Raw genomic sequence first — 23,452 nt, forward strand, 5'->3', positions numbered from 1 at the left:
CTCTTCTATCATACCGTTTTTTCTTGTTTTTAGCAAGATAGACAACCTATAAAGTCTGCCCAATTACGCATAAAACTCCCAGAATTGACTGGGAGTTAGCTAGTTTCTATTCTATTTATATATATTTCAACTTTCGTTCCTTTTTGGGGTCTAGAATCAATCTTCATCTGGTAATTGGCTCCAAAATGAAGTTTGAGCCGTTGATCGACATTTTGAAGACCAACTCCCCCACGTTTGAGTTGACTTTGACTACTATCACCAGCATCTTGGAAGCCAACGCCATCATCCTCAATACGGATGACCAATCCCGAATCCTGTTTCTGGACAGAAAGTTTAATATGGCCCTGACCTTCCTTTTCCTTAATGCCATGGTAAAGAGCATTTTCTACAAGGGGTTGTAGGACCAGCTTGGGTAAGACTAAATTATCAAAGGCAACATTTTCATTAATTTCGTATTCCAGCTTATCTCCATAGCGTTGTTTCTGGATAAAGAGATACTGGCGGACATGATTGATTTCGTCAGAGAGACAAATCAAGTCCTTGCCTTGATTGAGCGCCAAGCGGAAATAGGTTGCCAAGGACTTGGTCACCTGCACCACTCGCTGACTATCATGAAATTCAGCCATCCAGATGATGGTGTCCAAAGTGTTATAGAGGAAATGTGGATTAATCTGGCTCGAAAGGGCTTGAAGTTGGTACTGACGGGTCGTTTCTTCCTGGCTACGAATAGCTACCATCAACTGATCAATCTGATCCAACATAGCATTAAATTGGCGAGTTACTTCTCTCAGTTCATAGGCACCAACTTCCTTGGCACGAAGATTTTGAGCACCAGAAGCAATTTCCAACATGGTTTCTCTCAAATCCTTCAAAGGAGCAATCCAGCGTTTAAGACTGAACCACACTAAGCAGAGACAAACAAGAAGAGATGTGACACTGGCCCCAAGCAAGGTCCACAAGAGCTGACTCCGAACCTGGTCTAACTTTTCCAATGATGACACGCCAAGTACCGTCCAATCAGTTCCTGCAATCTTCTCTTGACTGACGTAGGATTTGTGACCAGGAGTATAACCCTGACCTGTCTCGATGTAGGGTTTCATAGCCTCCATTTTGCTAGACGAACTATAAACTGTGTGTTGAGGATGGTAGACAAATTCATGGTTTTCATTGATAATGAAGGCAAAGCCCTGCTGCCCCAACTGGAGTTGATTGAGATAGGCTTCCAGAGTTTCATAAGAAATATCCAAACGAAGCACACCAAGATTGGCTCCCTTTGCATCAACAAGTTCTTGAGTGACAGAAATGACCCACTGACTATCTGATTTACGAGCTGGAGTCAAAACAGGCATAGCTCCCTGATGAATAGCCTTTTGGTACCAATCCTCAGCCATCATATCAGAGGAAGTTTTCATCTGCACACTGTCATCTGTAGAAATGACCTGACCAGATTTGGTCACCAGCACAACAGTTTTCAAGTCCTTATCTGACTTCAAGATGGTCAAAAACAAATCTCGGATTCCCTCGACCTTGTCTTGACTGGGATTCTCAGCATAGGCCAGAACATCCGTCTGCTGGGTCAAACCAGTCGAGGTGGTTTCTAGTTTTTTGATATAAGACTGAATAAAGTGGCTAGTCTGGCTGATGGTCGTTTGGCTGTTGCCCTCAATGGTGGCCTCAATGGCTGAAGAACTTGATTGATAGTAGAAAGTTCCAACCAGAGCTAGGAGAATGAGAAAGACCAGAAAGATGGAAATAACCATTCTAACTAAAAGAGAAGAACGCTTCATCGGTCTTCTCCCTTCTTAAACTGACGAGGTGTCACACCTGCAATCTGCTTAAAACGTTGGGTAAAATAGTTCATATCTTCAAAACCAACCTTCTCTGCGATCTCATAAATCTTCAGATCTGTAGTTAAAAGCAAGAGCTTGGCTTGTTTAACACGTTCTCTCACCAGATAATCCTGAAAAGGCAAGCCCAACTCTTTCTTAATCAAGGAACTCAGATAGGTCGGACTAAAACCTAAGTCACTGGCTAAAGACTTTAAACTAAATTGGCTATCAGCCAGATGAGACTGGATTTTCTGGGCCATGTTTCCTTCAAACCTATTAGTCAATAAATCTTGTAACTGCTCTTCTTTCTCTTCCTTGTCTAGTTTTTGTTTGATTTTCCCCAACATTTCCTCAATATCCTGACGAGAAAAGGGTTTGAGCAGGTAGTCGTCCACACCTAGTTTGACAGCAGACAAGGCATAATCAAAATCATCGTAACCTGTTAAAAAGACCAAATGAACCTGAGGATAGGTTTCTCGTACCAGACTGGCCAACTGGATGCCATTTAGATGAGGCATGTTGATATCGGTTAAAATGATATCTGGCACCTGCTTTTGGATCAATTCCCAAGCCTGCCTTCCATTTTCAGCCTGACCGATGATTTCCATATCGTAGGCTGCTACATTGACCAGTTTAGTCAAACCTTGTCTTACCAGATATTCATCTTCTACGATTAAGATTGTGTAGGTCATGCTCTGCTCCTTTACCACTTACTAGTATCAGTATAGCAAAATTCTCCTCTAACTGCTTAGGAAAGACCTCTTATACTCAATAAAAATCAAAAAGTAAACTAGGAAGATAGCCACAGGTTTCTCAAAGTATAGCTTTGAGGTTGTAAATAAAACTGACGAAGTCAGCTCAAAGTATAGCTTTGAGGTTGTAGATAAAACTGACGAAGTCAGTAACCCTACATACGGTAAGGCGACGCTGACGTGGTTTGAAGAGATTTTCGAAGAGTATTAATCAACATAATCTAGTAAATAAGCGTAGCCTTTTTCTTCCATTTGGTCTTTGGGAATAAAGCGGATAGAGAGGCTATTGATACAGTAACGTAAGCCGCCCTTGTCCTGTGGACCATCCGTAAAGACATGCCCAAGGTGAGAATCTCCTACTCGGCTCCGCACTTCCATACGCGTCATATTGTAGGACTTATCTTCCTTGTAGGTGACAACATCTGGACTGATGGGTTGGGTAAAACTAGGCCAGCCACAACCAGACTCAAATTTGTCTTTTGATGAAAAGAGAGGTTCCCCAGTTGCTATATCCACATAGATACCGGATTCAAATTTATCCCAGTAACGGTTTGAGAAAGCTCGTTCTGTTTGATTTTCCTGGGTAACTGCATACTCCTCAGGTGACAGGGTCTTTTTCAATTCCTCATCACTTGGTTTTGGATATTTGCTGGCATCAATGACAGGATAGGCCGCCTGATTAACATTGATATGGCAGTAGCCATTTGGATTTTTCTTGAGATAGTCTTGATGGTAATCCTCAGCCACCACAAAATTCTTCAAGTTTTCCTTTTCAACTGCTAGAGGTTGATCGTATTTCTTAGCCACCTCATCAAAGACTTGGTTAATCACTTCCAAATCCTTGTCATCTGTGTAATAAACACCAGTACGGTACTGGGTCCCCACATCATTTCCTTGTTTATTTTTGCTGGTTGGATTGATAATGCGGAAATAGTGAAGCAGGATTTCCTTGAGAGAAATTTGCTTGGCATCATAGGTGACATGGACGGTTTCTGCATGACCTGTTTGGTTAATCAATTCGTACTTGGTTGTTTCTCCTCTACCATTTGCATAGCCTGAAACGGCATCCGTCACCCCGGGAACGCGTGAGAAATATTCCTCCACTCCCCAGAAACAACCTCCAGCTAGATAAATTTCGTGCAAGTCTGCGTCTTTACTAATTTCTGTTTTTTTCACTGCTTTTCCTCCTTGGCTAACTGCCGCCTTTTCAATTTGCGAGGCATCTGTCTGCCCTGCATTTCGTATCAATAGAACATAGAAACCGGTTATGGCTAGAAAAAATACTCCTAGCAACAAGAAGATTTTTAACTTATCATTCATAAGACACCTCCTAGGCTAATTCCTTCAAAGTTTGCAAAATTGCATCTTTTTCCATGAATCCTGGATGTGTTTTGACCAGCTTGCCTTCTTTGTCTATAAAGGCTTGGGTTGGGTAAGAACGGACACCATAAGTTTCCAAAAGTTTGCCTGATGGGTCAACTAGGACTGGGAGATTTTTATAATCCAATCCCTTATACCAATTCTTAAAGTCCGCTTCAGATTGCTCTCCCTTATGTCCTGGTGACACTACTGTCAAGACCACATAGTCATCACCAGCTTCTTTAGCAATCTCATCCGTATCTGGAAGACTAGCCAGACAGATGGAACACCAAGAAGCCCAGAATTTGAGATAGACTTTCTTGCCCTTGTAATCAGATAAACGGTAGGTCTTGCCATCTACTCCCATCAATTCAAAATCAGCCACCTCTTTCCCTTTAGCTGCGCTTGTTTTACTAGCTGTCTGCTCCGTCTTCATTTCATCTTTCGTTTGGTGTTCACTAGTCACGGACTTGCCTGAACAAGCCGTCAAACAAAGGAGCGAACCTGCTCCAAGAACACATGTTTGCCATTTTTTCATATTGATATTCCTTTCCATTTTATTCAAATAATTGACTTAAAATTGAAGCATTTCCAAACAGAACCAAGAGTCCCATCACAATAATGAGAAAACCACCCACTTTTTTGAGGATTCCGAGATAGGGATGAAGTTTTCGGAAATGTTTCAAAACATAACTAGAGGTCAGAGCTAGAAGCAAGAATGGTAGCGCCAAGCCCAGCGTATACACCAACATGAGACCAGCTCCCTGCCAAGCTCCTGAACCACCTGAAGCCGCCAAGGCCAAAACAGACCCTAGAACCGGCCCCACGCAAGGCGTCCAAGCAAAACTAAAGGTCAAGCCCAATAAAAATGCCTGACTATAGCCCTTACCATTTTGCCCCTGTCCTTGCAGTTGTAGCCTCTTTTCCTTATAAAGCCCCTTAAAGTGTAGAATCTCCATTTGGTGCAAACCAAGAAGGATAATAATTGCCCCAGTAAGATATTGGAACCAAGAAGCATAAAGCAAATCGCCTAAAAAACCAGCTCCATAGCCCAACAAAATAAATATAAAGGAAATTCCTGCTATAAAGGCCAGAGTTCGTAATAAACTAGTAACTGAGATTGAAAATTTGCCGCTAGAAGCCTGAGCACCATCCTTATCATCTAGTAACACTCCTGTATAGACCGGTAACAAAGGTAAGATACAAGGAGAAAAGAAGGATAGAATCCCTGCCAAAAAGACACTTAGAAAAAAGAAAATATGACCCATAAAGTTCCTCCTATCATTTTATTGATAGATTTATTATACTCCTTCCATTTTCGAAAAAACAGGGACAATGATAGGGGAAAATAGGAATTTAATCAGATGATTTAGAAATCTTGGACAAAAACTATACAAAAAACTGTCAAAGCACAAAAGCGCATAGTATCAAGGTTCTATAAAGTCTTGATACTATGCGCTTTTATAATGGATAAATAGTTAGTCTTTTTTAAAGACCGGATCTTTCAAACTCTGCATACTGGCATTGATAACCGCGCCTAGGATAACAATTTTAGCAATCAAGATAAACCAAAACATCATAACAACAAGAAGAACGGAACCTAAAATTCGGACATCCACCAAATGATGGACATAGTAATTGAGATAACTAGAGAACAGAGTTAGTAAACCTAAAATCACTAAGAGAACAAAGGCACTGCCTGGTAGGGTATAGCTAATTTTCCTGTTAGATAGATTGGGAAGAAAATAATAAAGCATGACCAAGATAGCAAAGAGGAGGGCGTAAATCAGAGGACCTGCCAACCCTTGTAAAGCCTGATAGATAATGCCATCTTTTGTCCAATAATGAGCAAGTAAAGCCAAAATCATCTGACCAAATAAAATCAAAAACAAGGCAAACGCAAAGAGGAGCTGCAAGCCAAAACTGACTAGGAGACTTAGCATCTGATGGGAAATAAGTCCACGACTCTTTTCGACGCCATAAGCCTTGTTAAAAGCTTTTTGCAAGAAATTCATAGATTTTGAAAAACTCCATAACGCCGATAAAACAGAAAAACTCAATAAACCTGTTGAAGGTTGCGTCAAGACTTCTCTGGCTATTTTTTCCACACCTTCATAGAGGCTTGGGGGCATGACGTCTTTCATAAAGCCCAGAAATTCTCCCACAGGAATCTGAAAATAGGGGAGGATATTGACCACCACCAAAAGCAGGGGGAAAATCGAAATCAACCAATAGTAGGCTACTGCGACACTGGTCAACTCACTATCTGATGCTTGATAATAATGCAAAAAAGCTTTTAATAAAGGCTTGTCTATCAGCTCTTTCCACCACTTTTTCATGTCATACTCCTTCATTTATAATCTTATACTCAATGAAAATCAAAGAGCAAACTAGAAAGCTAGCCGCAAGCTACTCAAAACACTGTTTTGAGGTTGTAGATAAGACTGACGAAGTCAGTCACATACATACGGTAAGGCGACGCTGACGTGGTTTGAAGAGATTTTCGAAGAGTATTAACTAATTTCTTCTTACCAATTCCACCATATCATACGGCAGGGTATTGGCAGCTTCCTTCAAGGAATAGTTCTCTAAGTTATTTACATTTTGTCGTAATTTCTTGGCATACTTAGTCGTAATCAATCGTTTTTCTTCGTATTCGAAAATCAACTTGCGCTCCAGATAATAGCCTCTCAGCATTTCATCGATATTGTTGGGTTTGACACGATTGATAACCCGTTCGACAAAGGCACCACTGCTGATAATAGCTGTTTCTCGAAGACGAGACTCCTGCATAAAACTAATCAAAGAGCGTCTGTAGACTCCCTTCAGGTTTTCCAAACTTTCAATAATCATCTCTGTATTGGCAAGATAGAGCTCTGCAATTTGGTCATAATCAAGAGCACGGAGACGGCTTTGCTCCTTGTCCTTCCAGCTACGAAAGGTCTTTCCAAGAGTAAAAACTTCATGAAGGAGAAAACGTAAAATCCTCAAGGAAACAAGAAAATAATAGGTCAGTCTTGAGGCAAGTTTACGATTGATTCCTTGTTCTATATTTTTCAGATAACGTTGGTAAACTCGGTAAGCACGATTGCTAATGTTCCCCTCTTCATAGGCCTGTTCCAAACCATCACTTTCAATACTAAGAATCAAGAGTTTCAAAGCAGCCCAGTCTTCTTGATCATCCTGGTTTTCTTGGCTTAAAATGAGATTTTCAATACGTCCATGATAATTGTCAATAGCCGCATAGAGGGAAAGTTTATTTCTGGTGTCTTCCAACTCTTTTTCCAACTCTAGCGTTACTTCATTCAAAATGGCGATATGCATGAGATAATCCTTGCTTTCTTCCTCTTCATCAGAAAGATGAGGCAAGACCAAGAGACCTGTTAAAAAGCTAACAAGCGTCACACCTGCAACAAGGAAAAGCAAGAGAGGATACTCCTGTTCTAGATTACTTGGTATCAAGAGAATCGTAGCAATCGACACCGTTCCCTTAACACCTGAAAAGGTCAAGAGAAACATGTCCTTCATATACTTATTTAGCTTTTTCTTGAGGCGTCGGGTTCTATAGGCATAATAGCCATAGATCATAATAAAACGAATGACAAAGAGGACAAAGGTAAGGGCGATGAGAGATAGCAATAAAAGTAGAGGATTATAGATTGGATTGGTCAAGATAGGTTCTGCTATCATTTCCAACTCCATCCCTAAAATCACAAAGACAGAACCGTTGAGCATAAAGGTCACTGTATGCCAGACCGTCTCGGTCACCGTATCCACTTGGGCTTCGAGGAGCGTGATTTTCTTGAAGCGACTTGCCTTTAAAATTCCAGCAACTACGACGGCAATAATACCTGAAACATGAACTTCTTCTGCCAGAAAGAAGGTCACTAGAGGCAAACTCAATTCTAATAAAAGTTCACTGGCAATATCCGTTGCGCGCACACTTAGCAAGAAGGTATGGAGGAAGCGGTTGGTCATGGCTGTTAAAAATCCAATTAAAAAACCGCCTAGGATTGAAAAGATGAGCGAACTGCTAGCTTGCCCCAGAGAAAAAGCTCCAGTTGTCCAAGCTGTCAAAGCTACCTGAAAAGCCACCAAACCAGAAGCATCATTCAAGAGTCCTTCGCCCTTAAGAATATTGGACACGCGCTTAGGAAAGCTAAAACGCTCCGAAAGAGAGGCAAAGGCCACCAAGTCCGTAGGACCAAGGGCTGCCCCAACAACCAAGCAAGCTGCCAAGGGAAGGCTGAACCAAAGAAGATGGGTCAAGCCACCCAAACTCAGGGTCAAGATAAAAATCACTGGAAATATGAGATAAACAATGATTCGCCAGTGTTTTAAAATAGCCGTAACATCTGCTTCTTCAGCCTCTCGGAAAAGCAAGGGTCCGATAACCAGTGCCAAAAACAACTCCGTATTAAGGTGAAAGTCAGTATTGGGTAAAAAGAGACCAATCACAATTCCCAAAAGAATCTGCACCAAAGGGAGAGGCAAAAAGGGTAGGAGCTTATTGGTTGTACTTGAGACAATCAAGACCAGTAAAAATAGGATGAGGTAAATCAGTAATTCCACGCACGTCCTCCTTAATCTTTTTTACAACAGGATTCAAATATCTCCTTCTGCTCTTTGATTTTTTGGTCAATCTTGGAACAATCTTTGTGCTCAATTTTTCTCTGGCACCGTTCCATTTCAAGAGCAACTAATTTTTTCTTGATTTTAAGCATTTTTTTGCTCATATGCGCTTGGTCTAGCACGCCCACCGCTCGTTCGTGGTGGGTTGATTCAACAAAATTCTGGCGCATGGCATCCAGCTTTTCGTGTAGGTATTGTTTATCCATGTCTGTATCTCTCTAATTTTTCAATCATCACTAAAAACGGCGGGTTGTTGACTTGGTTTAAAGTTCGGTAAATGGCAGCTGTGTACTCTTGTTGGTTCAACTGGATCACAAAATCCAAGACAGCATCTCTCTCGAGGTCGCCTCCTTCATGACCATAGTAAATCATAATAGCAATTCGTCCACCTTTGGCAAGTAAGCCACATAGCTTTTCTAATGCCTCAATCGTTGTCTGCGGTCGGGTGATGACAGACTTATCAGCTGACGGCAAATAGCCCAGATTAAAAATCCCTGCCTTAGCTTTTGTCACAAACTGGTCCAGTGTCTCATGGCCTTGCAAGATTAACTGGGCATTTGTCAAGCCAGCCTGATGCAAACGCTCTTGGGTCTTTTCCAAGGCTTGCTTCTGAATATCAAAGGCATAGACTTGCTTGGCTAGCTTGGCTAAAAAAAGCGTGTCATGACCATTTCCCATAGTCGCATCCACTACGACATCCTCTTTTGCCACGACCTCAGCCAAAAAATCATGTGCCATCTCAAGTGGTCTTTTCATTTTCAAACTCCTGTTTTACAGCCTTGCATCCTTGAACACTTCCACGACGTCGCATCTCCATCTCAATGCTGTTGAGAGCTTCCCATTTATTGAGGCTCCACATAGGCCCAAGCAGCATATCCCTAGGCGCATCTCCTGTAATTCTATGGATGACGATATGTTTGGGAATAATTTCCAGTTGGTCACAGATGACCCTGACATATTCGTCCTGACTCATCAATTGTAAACGTCCCTCATGGTAATCTCGTTGCATACGAGTATTTGTCATAAGATGGAGCAAATGCAGTTTAATCCCTTGAATATCGTTATCCGTGACACAACGGCGGACATTTTCAACCATCATCTCATGGGTTTCACCAGGCAAACCATTGATCAAATGGGAAACAATCTCAATTTTTGGATACTTTCTCAAACGCTTGACCGTTTCCACCTACAATTCATAAGAATGCGCACGGTTAATCAGGTCAGAGGTTGCTTCATAAGTAGTTTGCAAGCCCAATTCAACCGTCACATGCATGCACTCCGATAACTCAGCCAAATATTCGATGGTTTCGTCTGGTAAACAGTCTGGGCGCGTTCCAATATTGATTCCTACCACACCTGGCTCATTGATAGCCTGTTCATAACGCTCTCGAATAACTTCCACCTTTTCATGGGTGTTGGTAAAATTTTGAAAATAAACCAGATACTTCTGAACATCCGGCCACTTACGGTGCATAAAGCCAATTTCCTTATAAAATTGCTCACGGATAGGCGCATCTGGGGCTACAATAGTATCTCCAGAACCTGAAACCGTACAAAAAGTACAGCCTCCATGAGCCACAGTTCCATCACGATTGGGACAGTCAAATCCCGCATCAATAGGGACTTTAAAAGTCTTTTCTCCAAAGAGTTTTCGATAATAATCATTCAAGGTATTATAAGATTTTATAACTTTCATTATAACAAAAATCACCCACAATCTCAAAAGCCTGACTTTCCTATAAATTCCTCTGTTTCTCGTTTCCATTAGCCTTTTTTTATGATACAATATGGGTATGATTTTAATGAAATTAGCATCTATTTTATTATTGATACTGACCTTAGTCGTCTGCATTATCCTAACCAAACTTTTTAGATTAAAAAAACTAGGACGAAACTTTGCGGATTTGGCTTTTCCGGTCTTGGTATTTGAATATTACCTGATTACAGCTAAAACCTTTACCCATAATTTCCTCCCTAGACTGGGGCTAGCCCTCTCAATCCTAGCCATTATTCTCGTCTTTTTCTTCCTTTTGAAAAAACGCAGCTTTTACTATCCTAAATTCATCAAATTCTTCTGGCGTACAGGATTTTTATTAACCCTTATCATGTATATAGAGATGATTGTTGAATTGTTCTTAATAAAATAGTCGAATCCCTAAGCATTTTCTAGGGATTTTTGCTTTCTCTACAAAATAGTATAGACAATAACACTATACAATTTTATACAAAGAAAAGAGTCTGGGACAATAGTCTCTTATATCCAAAAAAGGCAACGGATTTGCCGTTGCTTTTTTGCATGGTTACGATAGTCTTGGTAAAATAGAATTGCTTAATAAACCATTTAGAAAGGCTATCCCATGCATATTCACTATAACACAAATCAAACAACTTTACCACTAGAAATCAGTTCCTTCTTACCACAAGACCATTTCGTCTTTACTATTGAAAAAGTGGTGAATACCTTGGAGGAACATCACTTCTACGCCTTCTATCATGCCTTTGATCGCCCGTCTTATCACCTTAAAATGCTTGTATCTACTCTTCTATTTGCCTATTCACAAGGGATTTTCTCTGGTCGAAAAATTGAAAAATGGAAGAGTTAGTGACCTTAGATTGTTTGTTTATTGACGGAACTAAGATTGAAGCCAATGCCAACAAGTATAGTTTTGTGTGGAAGAAAACGACAGAGAAATTCTCCGCCAAACTTCAAGAACAGATACAAGTCTATTTTCAAGAAGAAATCACTCCCCTTCTGATTAAATATGCCATGTTTGATAAGGAACAGAAGAGAGGGTATAAACAGTCAGCTAGAAACTTAGGGAATTGGCACTATAATGACAAGGAGGATAGCTACACACATCCTGATGGCTGGTATTATCGTTTTCACCATACCAAACATCAGAAAACACAGACAGACTTTCAACAGGAAATCAAGGTTTACTACGCCGACGAACCTGAATCAGCCCCTCAAAAGGGACTGTATATGAACGAACGCTATCAAAACTTGAAAGCTAAAGCATGTCAGGCGCTTTTATCTCCCCAAGGTAGACAGATTTTCGCTCAACGCAAGATTGATGTGGAACCTGTCTTTGGGCAGATAAAGGCTTGTTTGGGTCACAAGAGATGTAATCTGAGGGGCAAGCGTCAAGTGAGAATTGACATGGGATTGGTACTTATGGCCAATAACCTCCTAAAATATAGTGAAATGAAATAAGAACAGGACAAATCGATAAGGACAGTCAAATCGATTTCTAACAATGTTTTAGAAGCAGAAGTGTACTATTCTAGTTTCAATCCACTATACAATAAGAGAACGACTCAAAATTAAAAAGCTAGAGTTCCGCAATTGGAAATATCTAGCTTTTTTGTGGTTGAGAACTATTTTGTCCCAGACTCTTTATCTTCTATTTAGGACAAGAGTTTTTCTTTGGTCTTTAATGATAAAGAAGGTATCAAAATTTCTAGTCTTCTTTTTTACCTTTAGTAACTACTAATCCTGCACTCAAACCTAGAAGAGCTAAACCTGCTGCTACTGCTGCTTGGCTTGCCGCACTACCTGTATTTGGTAACTGGGCTTTATTAGTTTGACTAGCTTCACTTGAATCAATTGGTTTTGTATCTGCTTTTTCTGACACTTGTGGTTTTTTAGCTTCTTGAGCTACTGGTTTGGTTCCAACCAAGACGATGCGGTCTGTCGGAGCTTCTACCACTTCACGGAGTTTTTCTTCCTTACTTCCATCAGGATTAATCGCTGTAAAGATACGTTCTTTACCAGTTTTTCCTTCTTGTTCTACACGAGTTTCACCTAGATACAGTGTTGAATCTTTTTTCTCAACTGTCTTGTAGGCCAAATCTTTTTCAACAAATTCGAGTTTTGGAAGATCTTCTTGTACAGCAGCAACTGTCTTCTCAGAAACTGGTTTTTCCTTAGTCAAGTGGATACGGTATTCCTTGACTTGTTTTCCACTTTCTGAAACGAGGCGAACAAGTACTGGAAGGCTATCTTCTCCACTATCTACCACAGTTGAAGCTACTTGATTGTTTTCTTCAACTGAGACTTTTGGCCGTTGACCTTTATAGGTAATTTGATAGTCTTGACGATTTTCAGCGAAATCAGCAAGTTCTTTTCCATCTACAAGAATCTTCGATTGCGTGCTTTCTTGAGGCAATTCACTTGGTGCAAGGAAGGTCATCTCAATCATCGCAACACCGCTCTTATCTGCTTTACGCTCCATACGCCATCTCATAGCTTTGGCTTTGACAGCTTTAAATGTTACGTTGATTTCATCACCAGCTGCGATGTCTTTATCCGCACGATAAGGCACAGCTTCCCAATTTTCTGGATTGTTGAATGGATGGTCTGCGTCGTAGGCTTGGTAGTTTGAATAGTAGGTTGGCACTTCAAACTCTGGACCGACATAGCGTTCTAAAACGAGTTTAGTTGGTGCATCCGTACCACTATCTGCAAAGAAGTGAAGTTTGGCTTGCGCAACAGTCCGTTCTACAATCTTACCATTTTCACGGAAGATCACACCCGCTGATACTTCTGGATTAGAAGATGGTGTTGGAGACCAGTTTGTCCAACGACGATTTTCTGAATGATCTCCGTCATTGAGATAGTCAACGCGGTCATGAGAGTTTTTGTCAATATCATTGGTTGCTGAAGCAAAGGCCTGGTTACTGTTTTCATCATAGTTAGGGTTATCTGAAAGAGCTTCGCCTAGTTTGTCTGTCACTCGTACAGTGACCTCAGCAACAAGATCACTACCAAGGACATGGCCTCGAACGGTAAATTGACCTGCTTTTGTCAGATTTTCTGCTGGAACTTCTTCCCATTCAACTGACAAATCTTTTGTTTCGTAGCCGTCTTTACCTGTGAAGTAAACTGGAACCTTAGTCGGCAATTCAAGTGCTTGACCTACTTGTAGCAAGCGAGCTTGTTTAACCGCAGCAACTGGTTTATGAGAAAGTAAGTTCTTATCCTTAGTGAAGTGCAGACGGTATTCTCCTAAGATGTCGCCATTTTCAGCTTTCGCGATGACACGAACCGGCTCACCTTCACGAACGCTTGGAACGACGGTAGCGAGACCATTGTTGCTAACACTTGCTGTGACTGCCGGAACTTTTCCATCTACAGACTCAAGGTAGTAGTCTGTCAAATCAGGGTTGAAGTTTGCTAAGTCTTTGCCGTCAACTTGGATTCTTGTTTGTCCTTGTTTGGCTGCCGCAACTTGTTTCGCAAAGATTTGTACCTCTGTGATAGACGTTCCACGCTTGTTATCTGCTTTAACCATGCGAATACGAACAGCATAGGTTTCAACTTTATCAAAGCTAAAGTGGTTCATTTCTCCAGCCTTGAGTTGAGCAGGGGCTTTTAGATTAGTAACTGGTTTCCAGTTGGCAGAATCATTAAAGACATGGTCCTCATTACCAACAAAACTAGGGTTTTTAGGAGCTGTCGGGACAGTCTTACCAACATAATACTCAATCACATAAGACTTCGGTGCACCAACTCCATGGTCTTCGTGGAATCCGACACTTAGATTATCAACGGAGCGTTTGCTCAAGATACCTGAATCTCCAAACAGAACACCGACTGAAGCTTCTGGATTAGTACGATTCCAGTTTGTCCAACGATTGGCTGGTTGGTTATTGTAGGAAATGAGCTTGTCATTAACATTTGAAACTGGGTCGCTTGGATTTGAATCTGAAGCAAAGGCAAGTGGCAATTCTGAACCGGTCCATTGGTCAGAAATGTTTGCACCTTGCTCAGTTTGAGCAGATACGCGAACATGAAGTTTAGTTGTTAATTGCGTACCTTCTAAGCGACCATTAACTGTAAAGACACCTTCCTTAGCGTATTGCTCTGGACGAATCGCATCCCATGCAACCTTAGCTGATGAAACGTGACCATTTGAATCATATGTCCGAACGCTTTCTGGTAATTGTGGTGCTTCTGCGATTGGAGTTGTCACACTGACTTCTTCAACTGAAACGATACCTTCTACAGAGACTCTTGCACGCGCTTCAAGGTCAATTCCTTCAACTTTACCTAGTACTTCAAAGGTTTGATAGGAGTCTAGTTTTTCTTTCGGAATAGCTTGCCAAGTGACTTTGTGAGCTTTAGGGAAACCTTTGTCATACTCAACCGTTACTGTTGACGGAAGAGTAGGTTCTTGGTGTAAATCTGTCACTACATTTACTGGACGGATAGATTGCGCAATCTTCTTCTCAGTATTGGCCTGGATAGTGAGATCAACTTGGCCTTTAGCTCCCTCATATTCCGCTTTGAGAGTGACTGCTCCTGGCTTATGTAACTCAAGCATTCCTTTACGAATTGCGACTTCCCCTTCACCACTTGTAGAGAAGGTTACTTTATCAGCTGGTAATACAGCTTGCGTTCCATCTTGATAGTGAGCTCGAACCGACAATTTGACAGTTTGGTCTTCTTTGAGACTGTCAGCTTTTTCCACTTGCAAGCTCAAGTGAGCAATTTTTGGTGCTTCTTCAAGGAATTGAATTGCATAGGTTTGAAGAGGGCCACCATCTTTAGGTTGAATAAAGATGCTCGCACGCATGCCGTTTGCTGCGCTTGCTTGAAGAACTGTCACATCAGCATTTTCAGCACTTGCTGTGACTTCTGGCAGTTGGGCACCATAAGATAGAGTACGATATTGCATTGGTTGTCGACTAGTAAGACCTGTTACTGCCTCACCTCCAACAGTAACAGTTGGCACTACAGGTGCTGCAGCATTTCCTTCTTCTACCACAAGGGTTGCATGAATTGGTTGACCTTCTAAATAACCGGTCGCTTGAATACGAGAACCTGGAATTGCTAACTTAACTTTATCTTCTTCGGCAATCTCCCACTTGTCCACTTCGTACTCTTGTACACTTCCATCAGTCAAAACATAAGAAACAGATTTGTCTACAGAATTCAAGTCAGTATTTGGAGCAATACGTTTAACTGTTGGTAATTCTTTCGCAATTGCTAGAACCTCGACATGAGCCTCTACCTCACGTCCATTTGCTGTACCTTTAACAGTCACAACTCCTGCTTGACTAACATCGACTTGAGACCAAGTTACTGGAAGTTTTTCACGACTACCATCGCTGTATACAAAACCTACTGTTTTCGGCATTTTTGGTTCTTTACCAATTAATGTACGAACTCTTGCTACTTCTGTCCCCAAAACAGTCTTCTCTTGTCCTTCTTTTTTACCAGTAAAGACAGTGACTTGGTTCGATTTCAAGAGATCAGAGTGGGCAGTAAGGGTGAATTTCCCTGCTTGTTCAGTTGATTTGACAATGGCAACACCTTTACCATTAAATGCTTTACGAATCCAAGAACCATCTGCTTGCGCCTTATAGCGTTCACGGCTGGCTTGTTCTCCGTTATCTACACCGACCAGTTGACCTTGGCCATGCAATTGGAAGCGAACCAGATTATTAGCAGTTGGAACCACATTCCCCTGGCTGTCAACAATTTCATAGTAGATGTAAGTCAAGTCTTTTCCATCTGCTGCAATCGCATGGTCTTCCTTAATAAGACGAACTGCCGCTGGCTTACCAGCAGTAGTAATCTTATCTCGAGCAATTTCCTTGCCAGATTCATCACGAGCAATTGCTTCCAAGGTACCCGGTTGATAGGCAACTTTCCATTCAAGATAAAGTTCATTAGCATTTGCACCTTCTTGGTAAGTCCACCCATCGCTGGTTTGTTTTTTATTGAAAGTCTTAAGACCAAGAGATTTTCCATTCAAGAATAATTCTACACTAGAAGCATTCGAATAAGCACGAACTGGAATCTTACCTTCTGAGTCAGCTACTTTGGATGCTAATTCTTTGTTTTCCCAGTTCCAGTGAGGAAGAAGGTGTACCATCGGTTTCTTTTTAACAGAAACCCATTGGCTTTGGTAGAGGTAGAAGTCATGTTTTGGAATGCCGGCTGTATCTACGATACCAAAGTAAGAGCTCTTAACAGGAGTTTGATTTTGGTTGTGCCATGGTGTAGGTTCACCAATATAGTCCGTACCTGTCCAGATAAACTGTCCAGCATAGCCAGCGTTGTCACGGTCAAAAGTCCATGAAGCGGTTGCTGTTTTCCCCCAACCCACACGATCATTTCCATAATCTGACTGTTCATAATTACGCTCAGGTCCATTGCTATGTTTCAATTCACGTTCAGGGCGATAGTAACTTCCTCGTGTACGGGTTGCTGATGATGTTTCTGAACCGTAAATCAACCATTTTGGATGCTTAGCTCTAAGAGCTTTGTAATTATCTTCAGAATAGTTAAATCCAACAGCATCGAGTTCATCAGCAATTTTCTCATGCCCTCCGCTACCATTACCGAAACGGAATTTATCTGCTCCCATGGTAACATAGCGAGTCTTATCAACATCCTTGATAACCTTGACCAAACGTTTAACAGTTGCTAAAGAGTGGGCATCACCATTAGCTTCACCTATTTCATTACCAATTGACCACATGAAGATAGCAGGGTTGTTTTTGCCTCTTTCGACCATGGTACGTAGGTCAAAATCAGACCATTTTTCACCTTTTCGAGCTTCTGGGTGAGTGGCATCTTTTTCAAAGAAACGTCCATAGTCATAAGGTTTCTTGCCACCATACCACGTATCAAAGGCCTCTTCCTGAACGAGTAAACCTAGTTCTGCTGCGATTTGCAAGGTTTGCTCACTAGCAGGGTTGTGGGTTGTACGGATGGAGTTAACTCCCATCTCCTTCATTTGTTTGAGACGGCGATATTCTGCTTTATAGTTTTCTTCTGCTCCAAGCGCCCCATGGTCGTGGTGCAAGGATACTCCATGGAATTTAATACGTTCACCATTCAAAGAGAAACCTTCATTTGGAGTCCAGTGATAGTAACGGTAACCAAACAAATCCTTCTTAGCATCAACCAATTGACCGTCACGGTAAACACGCGTAATCAATTCGTACAAGGCAGGTTTGTCATTTAAAACGGTCCAGAGTTTTGGTCTTTCAACTTCTAAAATCGCATCTAGGCTTGTTGATTCATGTGCTTTTAAGGTACGACTCGCTGTACGAACTAAGCCTGTTACAGCATGACCACCTCGTTCAACGATTTGATATTCGGCTACAAGTTCATGGTCTTTGTCGTCCGTATTGACGATTTTGCTGGTCACATGAGTTTCAACCTTGCCATGTTGTTGTTCTTCAAGTTTTGGTGTTAAAATAGTTGTCCCATTTTTCTCAACATGCACCTTATCTGTCACTTGTAAAGTCACATCACGATAGATACCACTTCCTGAATACCAACGGCTACTTGGCTGTTTGTTGACTGCATGGACAGCAATCACATTCTCACGACCATCTTTGTGAAGGTATTTGGTGATATCGTATGAGAACTGGTTATAACCATTTGGATAATGCCCCACTAACTGACCATTGACATAAACTTGAGAATCCATGTAGACGCCATCAAAAGTAAGGCGAACATTTTTCTTGAGGTCTTTTTCATCTAGTTTGAAAGTCTTGCGATACCAAGCTTCCCCACCGTTGAGCTGTCCACCTTCATTTTGTGCAGGAGATTCATGATCGAAATCGTTAAAGATACTCCAGTCATACGGTAAATCTAATTTTTTCCACGTAGATACGTCTGCATCAGGTTTAATGGCTTCCTTAGAATTTGCATTGAGTTTAAAGTACCAATTTTGATTAAAATCCACTTTCCTGTCTTCAATCATTTGATTCACTTCTTCATTTGTTACAGCTTTAGCATCTTCCTTGAGCGGTTTTTCTTGACTTGAAGCTTGTGATTCTATCCTTGGAGCTTTTTCTTCCGGTTTAGCAGACACTTTTTCCTCTTTTGGAGTTACGGATTCATCTTCTTTCTTCTCAGATGCAATAGCCTCAGTTGAACTAGGTTCACTTTGTTCTGTCCTTTCAACTACATTTTTAGTTTCCAAAGCTTTATCAGCCTTTTCTTCTACTATCATTTTTTCCTCTTTAGGTTTCTCAGCAGTATGAGTAATAAGTGTTTCATCCGCATAAACTACAGATTCTCCAGCTATATTTCCTCCTAATAGAACTGCACAAGTCCCAATCATTACTGAGCAAGCTCCCACAGCAAACTTACGAATGCTATAAACTCTTTTCCGATTCCAATGGCCTTTCCCCATAAAACCCTCCTTATATTATATTTAGTGCAGTTAGCTACTACCAAAGCCCAAGTGGTATACATGGTATGACAACCTAGTTTCAACAATTTACACTCTGCGAAAATCCAATTCAAACTTCGTCAGTGTCGCCTTGCCGTAGATATGATTACTGACTTCGTCAGTTTCATCTACAACCTCAAAACTGTGTTTTGAGCAACCTGCGGCTAGCTTCCTAGTTTGCTCTTTGATTTTCATTGAGTTTATATTTTATAGGAGCGCATTATTTTGCTTTTGCTGCGTACTCTTCGTTACGTTTGATCATTTGTTTTCTGTACCAAGCAAAGATACCGATATAGAATACAAGGAAGGCTACTGCACCAAGGATTGCTTTGATATCACCAGTTGTAGTGTTACCAATTGTCCAACCAAGAAGTTTTTCGATTGGTCCTTCAAGAGTAGAGTGAGTAATCAATTGAGTTTGGCTCACACCTTCTGGGAAGGCACCTACACCTTTAGCAAGTTCTGTTGCAAATGGTGCAATAAGGGTACCTGAAAGAAGGAAGAGTGGCAACAAGAGTGTTCCGAAGATAATCATACGGAGCAATTTACCACGAGTTACAACCAAGAGAGCTGGAGTAACACCCATAGCGATGATACCTGCAAGTGGCAAGATACCATTTCCAACTTTTGAAAGAAGCACTGCTTCAATCAACATGATTGGTGCAAGTACGTTGGCACAAGCCCAGATTTCAGCACGACCAGCGATGAATGGCCAGTCAAGACCGATATTGAATTTACGTCCTTGAAGACGTTTAGTAGCAACGTTTGTAATACCTTGTGATAGTGGTTCTACGGCTGCGATGAACCATGAACCGATAAGTGAGAAGAGTTCCAAAGATACACCGGCAGTCAAACCAAGAGACAACCATCCTTTGATAACAAGACGCCATTTATCTGCATCTGCAACACCTGCAATTGGATGTGGAGTTCCCATAATACCGATAACGATACCAAGGATGAAACCGATGAAGAATTTAGATCCCCAGAAACCGATTTTCTTGTTCAATTTAGCAGCATCAAAGTCATATTTATCAAGGCCTGGGAAGAATTTTTCAAAAATCTTATCCAAAACCATGATAACTGGGTTCATCATGTAGTTCATGTGAGTTGATGTCATTGGTGATGAACTTGGGGCGTTAAGAAGGTCATCAAATGTAGGTTTCATCAAGTCAGAGTTGATAATTTTCAACACACCGACAAGGACGATAGCTGCTGTAGCAATAAAGAGTGAAACCCCTTGACTCACACCATTGTTATCAGCATACCATTTAATCAAGAGACCTGTGATAGACAAGTGCCAGATATCAAAGATATCGACATCAAGTGTATCGGTTTTCTTCATAGCAAGCATCACTACGTTGACAATCAACATGATGAGCAAGAAGTATAGTGTCCAAGCAGAACCCCAAGTGATTGTTGCGAGTGGTGCCCAACCAACGTCTGTAATACTCAATTGGATACCAGTGTTTTCAACGAATTTTGCAAGTGATGCTGAGAAAGCACCATTTAGCATACCGATGATAGCACCGATACCTGTAAGAGCGATGGCAAGTTTGATACCACCTTCAAGCGCTTTGGAGAATTTCACTCCAAAAAGTAAAGCCAATACTGTCAAAATGATCAACATGATGACAGGTCCACCCATTTCTAAGATGGGATTGAAAACCTTTCCGATTAGGTCAAAGATTGCATCCATAACAGTTCCTCCCTTTTTTATGTTATATGAATGTTAACAAATTAGAATTAGCTTAATCCGTGTTCTTTAATAGCTGCTTCAATATTGTCAAATACTGGAGCGCTCATTGCTGGGATACGGAATAAGATTGGCCCAGCTTCGATAACTGGGATACCTGGTTCAAAACCAAGGTCTGTTGCAGCGATTGGTGTAAAGATATCGTAACCTTTCATAAGGTCTTCGTTTACATCTTTCACCATGACTGCATCACAGTGAACATCATAACCACGGTTTGAAAGTTCTTCTTCTAGAGCACTTTTAATTTGGTGACTTGAGTTAACACCTGCACCGCAGGCAGCAAGAATTTTAATCATTTGGATTTCCTCCGATTTTATTTTTTAATAGACAAGATTAAGCGGTTGCTTCAGCAATGTAAGCATAAAGTTTTTCTGGTTCGGAAATTTTTGATAGGTCTTCAAGATGTCCATTTCCTGTGAAAAAGTCCATCAACTGAGCCAGAATATTTGTTTGACTTGAACTTGAATTGTTAATAATAAAGAAGAGTAGGGATACTTCTACTTCCTTATCAGGAGCTATCATATTGTGAAAAGTTACTGGTTTTTCTAATCGAACAACCACCACTTTCTCAGCTAGATTATGAACAATATCTGTGTGAGGAATCGCTACATTTGGCAAGTTCTTTCCTAGAAATTCCATATCTAAACCAGTTGGAAATGACTTTTCACGCGTGATCAAGGCTTCACGATAAGTTGGAGTTACAATTTCTCGTTCTTCCAATAAAGTTGCAACCTGATCAAAGAGATGTTCTTGATTATCCGCTTCTAAGCAAAACACAAGGTTTTTGTCAAAGAAATAATCTAATACCATAAGTTTTTCCCTTCTTTCCATTAACTTTATGCCATAAGTATAACACTATATGAAACCGTTGTCAATTACTTTCTGTTCTTTTTTGTCTCTTTTTTTATATTTTTGTTTTGTTTATAGTTTGTTATATAAAAATAAACACACAAACAAATACTCCAAGCATTTTTTCTGTTCTAATACTCAATGAAAATCAAAGAGTAAACTAGGAAGCTAGCCGCAGGTTGCTCAAAACACTGTTTTGAGGTTGTAGATAAGACTGACGAAGTCAGTGATCATATCCTAACCGCCCAATAACGAAGTCTATTGAAAAATCTCCAGATTAGTGAACTCATATATAGTTCCTAATCTGGAGATTTCTTATTTGCACTTTTCTTGTACAACTTTAGTCCACGGTAAATAGGCCTCTAAAACCTCTTTGTTTACGAGAGTTTCCACGTTTGGAAGACATTCTAGAAGATAGGATAGATATTTCTCACTATTTATAATGGATTGAAATAAGATATGAACAAATCGATTAGGAAAGGAAAATTGATTTATAGAAATGTTTTAGCAGTCGATGCGTACTGTTATAGATTCAACGCACTATAATTGATGACGTTTAGCTGTTTCCAACAAGCTCATAATAATAGCTCTTGCTTTAGCTCCTTCAAAACTTTGAGAAAATAACCACCCTCGCTTTTTTAAACTGAGCTTAGGCTAAAAGAGTCCACTGGACTCTTTTACTCCGTCCCATAACCAATGATTTAATGGCGCATTCAGCTAGATTATTGGAAAGGACCAGATGTCCGTCTTTCAAAATAGTCTTAAAGGTTTCTTTATACTTGAGGCTGTATTCAATTGCCCTTCCTAGTTTTGAACCTGCTAAAACTGACTGACGGCGGCACCAAGCAAAGAAGTCTTCCATTAGGGGCTGGAGATGTTCTTGACGTTTCTGTAGTCGTTCATCAGCTGGCAAAGCCTCCCAGTCTCTTTCCAAGGAAAATAACTGATCACAATAAGCTAAACCTTTAGCTCCTAAGGATGATTTATCTGCTTGCTTGGGGGTCGCTTCAAAAAATTTCCTTCTCACATGCGCCCAACATCCAACAAGTTCAGCTTCTGCCAGTTGACGATAAGCTTCTAGCGGTTCGCAGTTTACCAAGCTTAGCGTCGCCTTGCTCCTAAACCTTGGACTGCTATCGCATAGGCAGAACTAGAGGACTAAAGTCCTAAGTTACTGCCGCAACATATCACAATGAACATAGCCAGAATAATCTCCTAGGAATTCTTGTACTACTAAACCACTCCGACTCTGATCATGATGGTACAGCGTGATTGCTTGATTCTCAACTTTCCCAGACAAAAAGGTCCAATAGTAGGTCAGATGGCTATGACTCTCTAGAACCCGATAAGAAGTTTCATCCGCATGAAGTAAGGGCTGAGTCAATAGTCTCTCTCGCAAGAGGTTATAAAGGGGCTTTAGGAATAGGAGCTTTCACAAGCTTATCCAGATGATTATCTTTTACTCGTTATGGACAATGCTATATGGCATAAATCAAGTACCTTAAAGATTCCGACTAATATTGGTTTTGCATTTATTCCTCCATACACACCAGAGATGAACCCCATTGAACAAGTGTGGAAAGAGATTCGTAAACGTGGATTTATAGTAAAATGAAATAATAACAGGACAAATCATTCAGGACAGTCAAATCGATTTCTAACAATGTTTTAGAAGCAGAGGTGTACTATTCTAGTTTCAATCTACTATAGATAAACTTTTGAGCTATTCAGAAGACTTGAAACACCACTATAATCTCTATCAACTCTTGCTTTTTCACTTTCAGAATAAGGAGCCTGACAAATTTTTCGGACTCATTGAGGACAATCTGAATCAAGTTCATCCTCTAAAACCTTCCTCAAAGATAAAGAGAAGATTGTCAATGCCCTTCAACTACACTATTCTAATGCCAAACTGGAAGCGACCAATAATCTCATCAAACTTATCAAGCGCAATGCCTTTGGTTTTCGAAACTTTGAAAACTTCAAAAAACGGATTTTCATCGCTCTGAATATCAAAAAAGAAAGGACAAAATTTGTCCTTTCTCGAGCTTAGCTGACTTCAACCCACTACAGTTG

17 protein-coding genes and 4 pseudogenes are annotated in these 23,452 nt (G+C 40.7%); 5 read left to right on the plus strand and 16 right to left on the minus strand.

Annotated elements, in window-relative coordinates; genetic code table 11:
* Window positions 1-95: 95 nt before the first annotated feature.
* The 10 genes and pseudogenes from AT689_RS10420 to AT689_RS12670 all read right to left on the minus strand — a co-directional run bounded on the left by AT689_RS10420 (window position 96) and on the right by AT689_RS12670 (window position 10,268).
* The gene (locus AT689_RS10420) at window positions 96-1,787 is read right to left on the minus strand and encodes a cache domain-containing sensor histidine kinase (RefSeq protein WP_000831078.1); all 1,692 of its coding nucleotides are present in this window, start codon (window positions 1,785-1,787) and stop codon (window positions 96-98) included.
* Window positions 1,784-2,521 (minus strand): response regulator transcription factor, encoded by a 738-nt coding sequence (locus tag AT689_RS10425; protein WP_000222616.1) that lies wholly within the window; start codon window positions 2,519-2,521, stop codon window positions 1,784-1,786. The genes AT689_RS10420 and AT689_RS10425 overlap by 4 nt, the downstream gene beginning before the upstream one ends.
* A 267-nt stretch (window positions 2,522-2,788) precedes the next feature.
* Window positions 2,789-3,901 (minus strand): peptide-methionine (R)-S-oxide reductase MsrB, encoded by a 1,113-nt coding sequence (msrB, locus tag AT689_RS10430; protein ID WP_000998307.1) that lies wholly within the window; start codon window positions 3,899-3,901, stop codon window positions 2,789-2,791.
* A 10-nt stretch (window positions 3,902-3,911) separates the two neighbouring features.
* Window positions 3,912-4,478, minus strand: coding sequence for a redoxin family protein (locus tag AT689_RS10435; protein WP_000759278.1), 567 nt, complete (start codon window positions 4,476-4,478; stop codon window positions 3,912-3,914).
* A 19-nt stretch (window positions 4,479-4,497) separates the two neighbouring features.
* Complete coding sequence (gene ccdA2 / locus AT689_RS10440) at window positions 4,498-5,208, minus strand: thiol-disulfide oxidoreductase-associated membrane protein CcdA2 (RefSeq protein WP_000509848.1); 711 nt, start codon at window positions 5,206-5,208, stop codon at window positions 4,498-4,500.
* A gap of 210 nt (window positions 5,209-5,418) precedes the next feature.
* Complete coding sequence (locus AT689_RS10445; RefSeq protein WP_000759505.1) at window positions 5,419-6,279, minus strand: YihY/virulence factor BrkB family protein; 861 nt, start codon at window positions 6,277-6,279, stop codon at window positions 5,419-5,421.
* Window positions 6,280-6,457: 178 nt separating this feature from the next.
* Window positions 6,458-8,512, minus strand: a complete 2,055-nt coding sequence (locus AT689_RS10450; protein WP_000421623.1) for a cation:proton antiporter — start codon at window positions 8,510-8,512, stop codon at window positions 6,458-6,460.
* Between the two features lie 11 nt (window positions 8,513-8,523).
* Window positions 8,524-8,778, minus strand: a complete 255-nt coding sequence (locus AT689_RS10455; RefSeq protein WP_000361073.1) for a hypothetical protein — start codon at window positions 8,776-8,778, stop codon at window positions 8,524-8,526.
* Window positions 8,771-9,328, minus strand: coding sequence for a tRNA (mnm(5)s(2)U34)-methyltransferase (locus AT689_RS10460; protein ID WP_000828405.1), 558 nt, complete (start codon window positions 9,326-9,328; stop codon window positions 8,771-8,773). The genes AT689_RS10455 and AT689_RS10460 overlap by 8 nt, the downstream gene beginning before the upstream one ends.
* Window positions 9,312-10,268: pseudogene (locus AT689_RS12670) on the minus strand (TIGR01212 family radical SAM protein). The gene AT689_RS10460 and the pseudogene AT689_RS12670 overlap by 17 nt, the downstream one beginning before the upstream one ends.
* Before the next feature lie 91 nt (window positions 10,269-10,359).
* On the opposite strand from AT689_RS12670, the gene AT689_RS10475 reads away from it, so the two are divergent.
* The 3 genes from AT689_RS10475 (at window position 10,360) to AT689_RS13570 (ending at window position 11,786) form a co-directional block, all read left to right on the plus strand.
* Window positions 10,360-10,719, plus strand: coding sequence for a DUF3397 domain-containing protein (locus AT689_RS10475; protein ID WP_000525411.1), 360 nt, complete (start codon window positions 10,360-10,362; stop codon window positions 10,717-10,719).
* Between the two features lie 210 nt (window positions 10,720-10,929).
* Entirely contained in the window at window positions 10,930-11,175 is a 246-nt protein-coding gene (locus AT689_RS13565) for a transposase (RefSeq protein WP_001864154.1), read from the plus strand.
* 164 nt (window positions 11,176-11,339) lie between these two features.
* Window positions 11,340-11,786 carry a transposase gene (locus tag AT689_RS13570; RefSeq protein ID WP_223200636.1) on the plus strand — a complete coding sequence of 149 codons (447 nt, stop codon included), beginning with the start codon at window positions 11,340-11,342 and terminating at the stop codon, window positions 11,784-11,786.
* 247 nt (window positions 11,787-12,033) lie between these two features.
* Here the strand turns inward: AT689_RS13570 and bgaA are convergent, their stop codons facing one another.
* From bgaA to AT689_RS13815, 6 genes and pseudogenes are all read right to left on the minus strand, one after another.
* The gene (gene bgaA, locus AT689_RS10490) at window positions 12,034-18,735 is read right to left on the minus strand and encodes an LPXTG-anchored adhesin/beta-galactosidase BgaA (protein WP_000515240.1); all 6,702 of its coding nucleotides are present in this window, start codon (window positions 18,733-18,735) and stop codon (window positions 12,034-12,036) included.
* Between the two features lie 87 nt (window positions 18,736-18,822).
* Window positions 18,823-18,969, minus strand: coding sequence for a hypothetical protein (locus tag AT689_RS13575; RefSeq protein ID WP_001848057.1), 147 nt, complete (start codon window positions 18,967-18,969; stop codon window positions 18,823-18,825).
* A gap of 25 nt (window positions 18,970-18,994) precedes the next feature.
* The gene (locus AT689_RS10500; RefSeq protein ID WP_000338716.1) at window positions 18,995-20,470 is read right to left on the minus strand and encodes a PTS galactitol transporter subunit IIC; all 1,476 of its coding nucleotides are present in this window, start codon (window positions 20,468-20,470) and stop codon (window positions 18,995-18,997) included.
* A 47-nt stretch (window positions 20,471-20,517) separates the two neighbouring features.
* Window positions 20,518-20,823 carry a PTS sugar transporter subunit IIB gene (locus tag AT689_RS10505; RefSeq protein WP_000590563.1) on the minus strand — a complete coding sequence of 102 codons (306 nt, stop codon included), beginning with the start codon at window positions 20,821-20,823 and terminating at the stop codon, window positions 20,518-20,520.
* A 37-nt stretch (window positions 20,824-20,860) separates the two neighbouring features.
* A complete protein-coding gene (locus tag AT689_RS10510; RefSeq protein WP_000242177.1) occupies window positions 20,861-21,337 on the minus strand; it encodes a PTS sugar transporter subunit IIA in 477 nt (158 codons plus the stop codon).
* A gap of 582 nt (window positions 21,338-21,919) precedes the next feature.
* A pseudogene (locus AT689_RS13815) lies at window positions 21,920-22,787 on the minus strand (IS66 family transposase); the annotation flags it as partial.
* A 15-nt stretch (window positions 22,788-22,802) separates the two neighbouring features.
* Here AT689_RS13815 and AT689_RS13820 point away from each other — a divergent pair.
* A pseudogene (locus tag AT689_RS13820) lies at window positions 22,803-22,979 on the plus strand (transposase); the annotation flags it as partial.
* A gap of 103 nt (window positions 22,980-23,082) precedes the next feature.
* A pseudogene (locus AT689_RS12145) lies at window positions 23,083-23,429 on the plus strand (transposase); the annotation flags it as partial.
* Window positions 23,430-23,452 lie beyond the last annotated feature (23 nt).

It is taken from the genome of Streptococcus pneumoniae (genome assembly GCF_001457635.1).
GTDB lineage: Bacteria > Bacillota > Bacilli > Lactobacillales > Streptococcaceae > Streptococcus > Streptococcus pneumoniae.